Here is a 10710-nt window from a genome sequence, read left to right as displayed (position 1 = left end):
AAATGAAACACTTCGATTACATCTTTACCGGCGCAGGATTATCGGCTTTGATGACCGTGTATAAAATGGTCCAATCTGGTAAATTCCGAGATAAAAGTATTTTGTTATTGGATGAAAATACCAAAAAAACCAACGACAGAACCTGGTGTTTTTGGAAAACTAGTGATTCGGTTTGGGAACAATCCATTTCCAAGAAATGGGATTCGGCTTTGTTTGCCAATGCAGATTTTCATCGGGATTTAGACCTGAAACCCTACCGCTACAATATGGTTAAAGGGCTGGATTTCTATAATCGGGTATTTAATCTGCTTTCAAAACAAGAAAACATCACGTTCATCAACCAGAAAGTTTTGGAAATCAAAGAATCCGAAACCATAATTATGGTACAAACCGAAAGCGAATCCTTTTCCTGCTCGAAATTGTTTAATAGTATTTACAACAAAGAAAAAGCAGAAAACCAGACAAAATATCCTGTTTTACAACAGCATTTTACAGGTTGGTTTATCAAAAGTGAGCAAGCTGTATTCAATCCCGAACAAGCTACTTTCATGGATTTTTCAGTGGAACAAAAAGGGAATACCCGTTTTATGTATGTGTTGCCCACTTCCAAAACTGAAGCTTTACTGGAATACACCTTGTTTTCGCACCACCATTTGAAGACCGAAGAATACGAAAACGAAATCCAGCAATACATCGAAAAACTTGGGATTACAAACTATGAAATCGTCGAAAAAGAACAAGGTAGCATTCCTATGACGTGTTATCCTTTTTGGAAAGCGAATACTAAAAACGTAATCAATATAGGAACTTCTGGCGGCTGGACGAAAGCTAGTACGGGCTATACATTCAAAAATTCGGACACCAAATCAACAGAATTGGTTGCCTTTCTACAAAGGGAAACCGACTTCACGAAATTTCATAAAAGCACTAAATTCTGGTTTTACGATTTACTTCTGTTAGACATCTTAGACCGAAAAAATGAATTGGGTTCTTCTATCTTTTCTTCGATGTTCAAAAAAGGCAATCCCAGCTTGATTTTTAAGTTTTTAGATGAAGAAACATCTTTGATAGAAGACATAAAAGTGATTTTGAAATGTCCCAAAACACTATTTATCAAAGCAATTTTTCATGTCGTTTTCAAATCAATCAAACTATAACAAAACTTTATAATTCATCTCTAAATCTTGAAGGTAAACTTTGTAACTTTGCAACACAAAATAGTATTTATTTAAAATATAAAAGATATGTATCCAGAAGAAATGGTAAAACCAATGCAAGCGGAACTAACGACTGCCGGTTTTCAAGATTTACATAGTGCTGAGGCAGTAGAAAACGCAATAAAATTAGAAGGAACAACACTTGTAGTTGTAAATTCGGTTTGTGGTTGTGCTGCCAGAAACGCACGTCCGGGAGCAAAAATGAGTTTGGATGGCGCTAAAAAACCAGACCATTTAATCACTGTTTTTGCAGGAGTTGACAAAGATGCAGTTGATGCTGCAAGACAACACATGTTTCCTTTTCCTCCATCATCGCCAAGTATGGCTTTGTTCAAAAACGGAGAATTAGTGCACATGCTAGAGCGTCACCACATTGAAGGTCGCCCAGCAGAACTAATTGCTGAAAACTTGAAAGACGCATTTAACGAGTATTGTTAATCCCAGTCAAAGCATAGAATATAAAACCACGTTTCGGCGTGGTTTTTTTGTTTATTGATGGTGATTATTATTTGCATTTAAGACAAAGTTGTCACTCTGACTAAGGAAGAGTCCTTATAAATTGCTCAACAGATAAAGATTCTTCGTTCCTCAGAATGACAAAATAAACACAGGAAGGTCAATCCAAAATTGTCCCCCGCTTCCGCACGAATCCTTTCGTGTGGCTTGAAGAGCTAATTACAATTCTGAGAAACTAAACCTTCTATTCACCACAACTACCCTAGCCCAGATGGAAACGGCATCCTGTTGTGGCGGGGTTCGCCACAACAGATATAGTGAACAGCAGGAAAGAGCTCCTAAAAAATTAAATAACCAAGACATTACCGTAAATTAAGCAAGCATTGTTTTTGATTGTGAACCTTAGTTCCTTGAAAACTTTGCCTCTCTTAACCTTTTTGTTTACTTTTGCAAAAAATATATTTCTCAACTTAAAACTGTTTATAGCATGCAACTGTATAACACATTAAGCGCAGAGGAAAGAGCCATCATGATTGATGATGCCGGAAAACAACGTCTTACTTTGTCTTTCTATGCTTATGCGCAAATCTCAAATCCAACACAATTTCGTAACGAATTATTTCTGGCGTGGAACTCACTTGAAGTTTTGGGTCGGATTTATGTAGCCAGTGAGGGAATCAACGCCCAATTATCATTGCCTGCGGATCATTTCTATGCATTCAAAGATTCCATCGAGGTCTACGATTTTATGAAAGGAATCCGATTAAATATTGCCGTAGAACAAGACGATCATTCGTTCTTGAAACTCACCGTAAAAGTCCGTGATAAGATTGTGGCTGACGGTTTAGTCGATGAAACTTTTGATGTGACGAATATTGGAATTCACCTAAAAGCAAGGGAATTCAACGAACTTCTCGAAGATCCAAACACGATTGTAGTCGATATGCGAAATCATTACGAAAGTGAAATTGGACATTTCACCAAAGCTATCAAACCAGATGTGGATACTTTTCGGGAATCATTACCCATTATCGAAGAGCAGCTTACGGAACACAAACAAGACAAAAAACTATTGATGTATTGCACCGGAGGAATTCGCTGCGAAAAAGCCAGTGCTTATTTCAAACATAAAGGTTTTGAAAACGTGTACCAACTTGAAGGCGGAATTATTGAATACACCCGCCAGGTAAAAGCAGAAGGTTTAGAAAGTAAATTCATTGGAAAAAACTTCGTGTTTGATCATCGCTTGGGCGAAAGAATTACAGACGATATTGTTTCGCAATGCCATCAATGTGGCGCACCTTGTGACGTACATACCAATTGCGTGAACGAAGGTTGTCATTTACTTTTTATTCAATGTGACTCTTGCAAGGGAAAAATGGAAAACTGTTGTTCTGCTGAATGTGTAACTATAATTCATTTGCCGGAAGAAGAACAGAAAGCTATTAGACGAGGAATTAAAAACGGAAATAAGATCTTCAAAAAAGGGAAATCAGACGTTTTGACTTTCAAAAATAATCAAGATCCATTAGCAGGAGTTCCGAATCTTAGTGAATTGGCTGAGTCAAAAATTGCTCGCAGAGTAGCTACCGTTCTCAAAAAAGAAATAAAGATCAAAAAACAATACATTGGAAAAGGAACTCACTTTTATCCAAAACCAAGTATTGGTCAGTTTCTAATTGAAGAAAACGAAATCAAAATTGGTGATACGATTCTGATTAAAGGAGCTACAACCGGAGAACAAATAGTAATTATTGAAGAAATGCTGGTGAACGATTTAGCACAAGAAAAAGCAGTTTCTGGAGATACTTGTACTTTTAAATTGCCATTCCGGATTCGATTGTCAGATAAATTATATAAAGTTGTAGATTAGTGGAAATTTAAAACTAATTGTATGCCACATTCCTTTAATAAATTATGGATTCATGCTGTTTGGGCAACCAAAAACAGAGGTGAATTAATTGACTTTTCAATAGAGAAACAAGTATACGACTATATCAGACAAGAATTAATTGAATTGGGATGTCCCGTACGAATCATTAATGGAATGCCAGATCATATTCACGCCTTATTTTTATTAAATCCACAAAAATCAATTGCAGATGTAATAAAACAAATTAAAGGGAGCTCGTCACATTCTATAAATGGAGAAAATTTAATGATTGAAAAATTTGCTTGGCAAACAGGTTATGCCGCTTATTCCGTTAGTGAATCTCAATTAGAATCCGTTTATAATTACATAAAGAATCAAAAGCAACATCATTTAAAGAAAAATTCTCAAGATGAATTTGACGAATTTATAAAATTACATGGGTTAAGCCAAATTTGAAACCGTGGCTATCTTCAAAACACACACAACCATTAAACTATAGCCAACCGTTTCAACGGTTGGAGACATTCATGGGACAATCTTTGAAAAACAATGTGTTATTCTTTACGTTGCCAACGGTTGAAACCGTGGGCTATCTTCAAAACACACACAACCATTAAACTATAGCCAACCGTTTCAACGGTTGGAGACATTCATGAGACAATCTTTGAAAAATAATGTGTTATTCTTTACGTTGCCAACGGTTGAAACCGTGGGCTATATTCTAAACACACACAACCATTAAACTATAGCCAAACGTTTCAACGGTTGGAGACATTCATGAGACAATCTTTGAAAAATAATGTATTGTTCTTTACGTTGCCAACGGTTGAAACCGTAGGCGATGTTCAAAAAACACACAGCCATTAAACTATAGCCAACCGTTTCAACGGTTGGAGACATTCATGAGAAAACCTTTGAAAAATAATGTATTGTTCTTTACGTTGCCAACGGTTAAAACCGTGGCTATCTTCAAAACACACACAACTATTAAACTATAGCCAACCGTTTCAACGGTTGGAGACATTCATGAGACAATCTTTGAAAAATAATGTGTTGTTCTTTATGTTACCAGCGGTTGAAACCGTGGGCTATGTTCAAAAAACAAACAACCATTAAACTACAACCAACCGTTTCAACGGTTGGAGAAATTCATAGGACAAGCTTTGAAAAACAATGTATTGTTCTTTACGTTGCCTACGGTTGAAACCGTAGGCTATGTTCTAAACACACACAGCCATTAAACTATAGCCAACCGTTTCAACGGTTGAAGACATTCATGGGGCAATCTTTGAAATCAAAATAGATATAAAACACATCATATCTTTATAAGAAGGGATTCAAAACTAACCCATTACAAACTAATTTGTAATGGGTTTTTTTATTGAAAATTTATGAGGCATTCGTGCTTTTATGCGTTGTGACGTAAAATTAAAAAATACTATCTTTACACATTAAACGTTTTAAAAACATAAGTTGTGCTCGTCGCAACACTATATATAAAATTATGGCATGTACAAGTTGTTCAACTTCTGATGGTGGATCACCTAAAGGTTGTAAAAATAATGGGACTTGCGGCACCGACAGCTGCAATAAATTGACGGTTTTTGATTGGCTTTCTAATATGAGTCTGCCTAATGGTGACGCCCCTTTTGACTGTGTGGAAGTACGCTTCAAAAACGGCAGAAAAGAATTTTACCGCAATACAGAGAAATTAACGTTAAGCATGGGCGATATCGTGGCTACTGTTGCTTCTCCGGGACACGACATAGGAATTGTTACTTTGACAGGAGAATTAGTTAAAATTCAAATGAAGAAAAAAGGAGCCAATCACCTGGGCAACGAAATTCCGAAAATTTATAGAAAAGCATCCCAAAAAGATATTGATATTTGGTCTGCGGCACGGGAAAAAGAAGAGCCAATGAAGGTGCGCGCACGGGAACTGGCGATTGCTCAAAAACTGGAAATGAAGATTTCAGATATCGAATTTCAAGGGGACGGATCAAAAGCTACGTTTTATTACACGGCAAATGACCGAATTGATTTTCGAGCATTAATTAAAGATTTTGCTAAAGAATTCAGTACCCGAATAGAAATGAAACAAGTAGGTTTCCGTCAGGAAGCAGCTCGTTTAGGCGGAATAGGTTCTTGCGGAAGAGAATTGTGTTGTTCGACTTGGCTGACGGATTTTAGAAGTGTAAATACCTCAGCGGCACGGTACCAACAACTATCTTTGAATCCACAAAAACTAGCCGGACAATGCGGAAAATTGAAATGCTGTTTGAATTATGAACTGGATACGTACATGGATGCTTTGAAAGACTTCCCGGATTTTGAAACAAAATTGGTGACGGAAAAAGGAGATGCCATTTGCCAGAAACAAGATATTTTCAAAGGATTAATGTGGTTTGCCTACACCAATAATTTTGCAAATTGGCACGTATTGAAAATTGATCAAGTCCGAGAAATCATCGCTGAAAACAAACTGAAAAATAAAGTTTCTTCGCTAGAAGATTTTGCAATAGAAATCATTGCAGAACCAGAGAAAAACTTCAATAATGCAATGGGACAAGAAAGTTTAACTCGTTTTGACCAACCCAAAACGAAGAAAAAACCAAATAAAAAACGAAAACCGGGCGGTGAAAATGCAATTGTAGCAAACAGCAACAAACCTGCAAACAATACCCGTCAAACTCCAAATGACAAAAAGCCTGTAGAGCCAAGAAAACCTATAATTATTACTAAAAATGTGGATAAAAAATAGCGCTTTACTTCTTTTGGTAGTAATTCTATTCTGGTCGTGTGATAAAAAAAGGGTTTTTGATGACTATCAATCTGTGGGTAGTGCGTGGCATAAAGACAGCATTGTAACGTTCCATTTACCAGAACTAGATTCCACAAAACGCTATAATTTGTTTGTGAATTTGAGAGCGAATAATGCGTATCAATACAACAATTTGTTCTTAATTGTAGCTTTAGAACTACCTAATGGTTTTACAAAAGTAGACACGCTCGAATACCAAATGGCTGATCCGGAGGGATTACTATTAGGGAATGGGTTTTCAGACATAAAAGAAAGCAAACTTTTTTATAAGGAAAATGTACGGTTTCGATCCAAATACACCGTTCATATTAAGCAAGCAGTCAGAGAAAACGGCAAAGTTCCCGGCGTGACGGCTTTAGACGGAGTTACAGATGTAGGTTTTAGAATAGAAAAAAAAGAATAAAATAGTATTATGGCTATCAAAAAAAACAACAGTCCCGCTAAAGATAATGACAAAGACATGGCTCATTACAAAAATATTTTTTGGAAAATATTCTTTGTAGGGTTAGGAAGTCTTGCTTTATTTTTCCTGTTTGCTTCCTGGGGAATCTTCGGTTCGATGCCCTCTTTTGAAGATTTAGAAAATCCCGATTCTAATTTAGCGACTGAGATCATATCCGCTGACGGAGTGGTTTTAGGGAAATATTTCGAAAAAAACAGATCTCAATTAAAGTATTCTGACTTGCCAAAAAATTTGGTTCAAGCACTAATCGCAACGGAAGATGCTCGTTTTTATGAGCATTCCGGCATTGACGGAAGAGGTACTTTGAGAGCCATCTCGAGCTTAGGAACCAGCGGAGGAGCCAGTACCTTGACGCAGCAATTAGCCAAACAATTATTTCACGGAGAAGGATCTAAATTCCTGCCTTTTAGAATTGTACAAAAAATAAAAGAATGGATTATTGCCATCCGATTAGAAAGACAATACACTAAAAATGAAATCATTGCCATGTATTGTAATGTATACGATTTTGGAAACAATTCTGTCGGAGTTAGTTCAGCCGCAAAAACGTATTTTTCTAAAGAACCAAAGGACTTAACCATCAGCGAGTCGGCAATATTAGTGGGAATGTTTAAAAATTCTGGCCTTTACAATCCTGTGAGAAATCCACAAGGAGTCATAAACCGAAGAAATGTAGTGCTTCTGCAATTAGAAAAAGGAAAAATAATTTCAAAAGAAGAAAAAGAAAGACTGCAAGCTTTACCAATCACATTAAAGTTCAAATTAGAAACGCACAAAGACGGAACAGCAACCTATTTCAGAGAATATTTAAGAGACTACCTAAAAAAATGGGCGGAGGAAAATAAAAAACCGGATGGTTCAGATTATGACATCTACAAAGATGGTCTAAAAATCTATACTACCATTGATTCCAGAATGCAACTGCATGCTGAAAAAGCAGTAACGGAGCACATGGCCAATCTTCAAGAAGAATTTTTCGAGCAATCCAAAACAAATAAAAATGCGCCATTTGTCAACATCTCTTCTGTAGAAACACAACGCATTTTAAGCCAAGCCATGAAATCCTCGAACAGATGGGCGGTATTAAAATCACTGGAAAAAACGGACGAAGAAATTATAGCATCCTTTAGCATAAAAACTAAAATGAGAGTCTTCTCTTGGAAGGGAGAAAAAGACACTATTATGACGCCATTGGATTCCATTCGGTATTACAAACATTTTTTACAATCCGGACTCATGGCGATGGAACCTCAAACGGGAAATATAAAAGCGTGGGTTGGGGGTATCGATTATAAATATTTTCAATACGATCACGTAGGGCAAGGTGCCAGACAAGTTGGTTCCACTTTCAAGCCTTTTGTTTATGCTACAGCCATAGAGCAATTGAATATGTCACCTTGCGATTCCATTATTGATTCCCCTTTTATGATTAGAAAAGGACGTCATAATGTTACCGAAGATTGGGAACCAAAAAACTCCAACAACAGATACAGCGGAATGGTAACGCTAAAACGAGGATTGGCAAATTCCATCAATATTGTATCCGCAAAATTAATAGACCGAGTAGGTCCGGCAGCTGTAGTCGATTTAGCCCATAAATTAGGCATCAAATCAGAGATTCCACTTCAGCCTTCCATTGCTTTGGGAGCCGTTGAAATAACCGTCGAAGATATGGTTGCTGCTTACAGCACCTTTGCCAATCAAGGCGTGTATATGAAACCCCAATTTATATCTCGAATCGAAGATAAAGGTGGCGTAATTATTTACGAACCCATCCCTGAATCACATGATGTTTTAAACAAAGACATCGCGTATGCCGTGATCAAATTATTAGAAGGCGTTACGGAAGGCGGGTCCGGAGATCGTTTGCGCACCACCGGCGGCGGAAACGGAGACAAACGCTGGACAGGATATCCCTATCAATTTAAAAATCCTATTGCAGGTAAAACAGGAACTACACAAAACCAATCTGACGGATGGTTTATGGGAATGGTTCCTAATCTTGTAACTGGAGTCTGGGTGGGTTGCGAGGACCGTTCTGCCCGTTTCAAAAGCATAACTTACGGACAAGGTGCCACAGCAGCACTGCCGGTTTGGGGTTATTTTATGAAACTTTGTTACGAAGATCCCGCTCTAAAAGTATCCAAAGCATCCTTTGAAAGACCCGCAAATCTATCCATAAAAGTAGACTGCTACACCGCTCCAAAAGTAATAGACACCACTAATATTGAACAAAATACCGATGAATTTGAATTGTAAAATTTTCATCTGGAGCTAATCCAGCCATCCGCTATATCTTTTAGTCTCCTTAAAGAAGGAGACTAAAAGGATGTCGCTTCTATCTGGGCTAGGCAATTCGTTCTTAAAATTAAATCTTGTTGTTATTAATACTACAAACAGATTGGGTTCTTCTTTAAATTAAAATTCGTCAACTAGCATTCAATTTTATGATTAACAAAAAAGTAAATAACGTACATGAAGCCCTTCAAGGAATTGAAAACGGGATGACCATCATGCTGGGCGGTTTCGGATTATGCGGTATTCCAGAAAATTCCATCGCCGAATTAGTAAAAAAAGAAACTACGGATTTAACCTGTATCTCAAACAATGCAGGAGTAGATAATTTTGGCCTTGGATTGCTTTTGCAAAAACGCCAAATCAAAAAAATGATTTCTTCTTACGTAGGTGAAAATGCCGAATTTGAGAGTCAAATGCTATCTGGAGAACTCGATGTAGAATTAATCCCGCAAGGAACTCTTGCAGAACGATGTCGTGCGGCACAAGCAGGAATTCCAGCTTTTTTTACCCCCGCCGGTTATGGAACTGAAGTAGCCGAAGGGAAGGAAGCACGGGAATTCAATGGAAAAATGCATCTTATGGAATACGCTTTCAAAGCTGATTTTGCCATCGTAAAAGCATGGAAAGGTGATGAAGCCGGCAACCTAGTTTTCAAAGGAACAGCACGAAACTTTAATCCTTGTATGGCCGGAGCGGCAAAAATAACTATCGCCGAAGTAGAAGAATTGTTGCCTGTAGGTAGTTTAGATCCAAACGAAATTCATATTCCAGGAATACTTGTAAATAGAATTTTTCAAGGTGTGAAATATGAAAAAAGAATTGAACAAAGAACCGTGAGAAAAATTTTCTGATTATGGCTTTAGATAAAAATCAAATTGCAAAACGCATTGCAAAAGAATTAAAACACAACTACTATGTGAATCTCGGAATCGGGATTCCAACATTAGTTGCTAATTATGTCCCAGAAGGAATTGACGTCGAATTTCAAAGTGAAAACGGAATTCTCGGCATGGGTCCATTCCCTTTAGAAGGCGATGAAGACGCTGATTTAATCAACGCCGGAAAACAAACCATAACTACTTTGCCTGGAGCAAGTTTCTTCGACTCGTCATTCAGTTTTGGAATGATTCGTGGACAACATGTTGACTTAACAATCCTTGGTGCAATGGAAGTTTCCGAAAATGGTGATATTGCCAACTGGAAAATTCCTGGTAAAATGGTCAAAGGAATGGGTGGCGCAATGGATTTAGTGGCTTCTGCCGAGAATATTATTGTAGCCATGATGCACGTTAACAAAGCTGGCGAATCTAAAATACTTAAAAAATGTACCTTGCCTTTAACAGGTGTTGGCTGTGTTAAAAAAGTCGTTACTGAACTAGCCGTTTTAGAAGTAACGCCGCAAGGTTTCAAATTATTGGAACGCGCACCGGGTGTAACCGTAGCGCATATCATCGCTTCTACGGAAGCTGATTTAATTATTGAAGGCGAAATTCTGGAAATGGTTATTGAGTAGCCCGAGTCTTAAAAACACAAAAAAACCACAATTTAATGAAATTTAGGGCTTTTTGTATTTAGTGATTTA

The 10710-nt window shown here is 37.4% G+C and carries 10 protein-coding genes; 9 read left to right on the top strand and 1 reads right to left on the bottom strand.

Annotation, left to right across the window (positions count from 1 at the left end; translation table 11 throughout):
- Window positions 1–2: 2 nt before the first annotated feature.
- The 4 genes from EKL99_RS13500 to tnpA all read left to right on the top strand — a co-directional run bounded on the left by EKL99_RS13500 (window position 3) and on the right by tnpA (window position 4002).
- The gene (locus EKL99_RS13500; protein ID WP_126577122.1) at window positions 3–1157 is read left to right on the top strand and encodes a lycopene cyclase family protein; all 1155 of its coding nucleotides are present in this window, start codon (window positions 3–5) and stop codon (window positions 1155–1157) included.
- 87 nt (window positions 1158–1244) lie between these two features.
- On the top strand, window positions 1245–1655 hold the full coding sequence (locus EKL99_RS13495) for a BrxA/BrxB family bacilliredoxin (RefSeq protein ID WP_126577121.1): 411 nt from the start codon (window positions 1245–1247) through the stop codon (window positions 1653–1655).
- 505 nt (window positions 1656–2160) lie between these two features.
- A complete protein-coding gene (locus EKL99_RS13490; RefSeq protein WP_126567788.1) occupies window positions 2161–3546 on the top strand; it encodes a rhodanese-related sulfurtransferase in 1386 nt (461 codons plus the stop codon).
- Window positions 3547–3567: 21 nt separating this feature from the next.
- Window positions 3568–4002, top strand: a complete 435-nt coding sequence (tnpA, locus tag EKL99_RS13485) for an IS200/IS605 family transposase (protein ID WP_126563558.1) — start codon at window positions 3568–3570, stop codon at window positions 4000–4002.
- Between the two features lie 282 nt (window positions 4003–4284).
- On the opposite strand, the gene EKL99_RS14475 is transcribed toward tnpA, so the two are convergent.
- Window positions 4285–4446: a hypothetical protein gene (locus EKL99_RS14475; protein ID WP_156063281.1), complete on the bottom strand. Its 162-nt coding sequence runs from the start codon at window positions 4444–4446 to the stop codon at window positions 4285–4287.
- Window positions 4447–5050: 604 nt separating this feature from the next.
- Here EKL99_RS14475 and EKL99_RS13480 point away from each other — a divergent pair.
- The 5 genes from EKL99_RS13480 to EKL99_RS13460 all read left to right on the top strand — a co-directional run bounded on the left by EKL99_RS13480 (window position 5051) and on the right by EKL99_RS13460 (window position 10641).
- Window positions 5051–6307: a regulatory iron-sulfur-containing complex subunit RicT gene (locus EKL99_RS13480; protein WP_126457706.1), complete on the top strand. Its 1257-nt coding sequence runs from the start codon at window positions 5051–5053 to the stop codon at window positions 6305–6307.
- Complete coding sequence (locus tag EKL99_RS13475) at window positions 6291–6770, top strand: gliding motility lipoprotein GldH (RefSeq protein WP_126457707.1); 480 nt, start codon at window positions 6291–6293, stop codon at window positions 6768–6770. Before EKL99_RS13480 ends, EKL99_RS13475 begins: the two co-directional genes overlap by 17 nt.
- A 9-nt stretch (window positions 6771–6779) precedes the next feature.
- Entirely contained in the window at window positions 6780–9089 is a 2310-nt protein-coding gene (locus EKL99_RS13470; RefSeq protein WP_126552781.1) for a penicillin-binding protein 1A, read from the top strand.
- A 188-nt stretch (window positions 9090–9277) separates the two neighbouring features.
- On the top strand, window positions 9278–9979 hold the full coding sequence (locus EKL99_RS13465) for a CoA transferase subunit A (protein WP_126552783.1): 702 nt from the start codon (window positions 9278–9280) through the stop codon (window positions 9977–9979).
- 2 nt (window positions 9980–9981) lie between these two features.
- On the top strand, window positions 9982–10641 hold the full coding sequence (locus tag EKL99_RS13460; protein WP_126561390.1) for a 3-oxoacid CoA-transferase subunit B: 660 nt from the start codon (window positions 9982–9984) through the stop codon (window positions 10639–10641).
- Window positions 10642–10710: the final 69 nt, after the last annotated feature.

Origin of the sequence: Flavobacterium sp. ZB4P23 (assembly GCF_003970375.1) — a bacterium.
GTDB lineage: Bacteria > Bacteroidota > Bacteroidia > Flavobacteriales > Flavobacteriaceae > Flavobacterium.
This window is presented reverse-complemented; position numbering and strand designations above follow the sequence as displayed.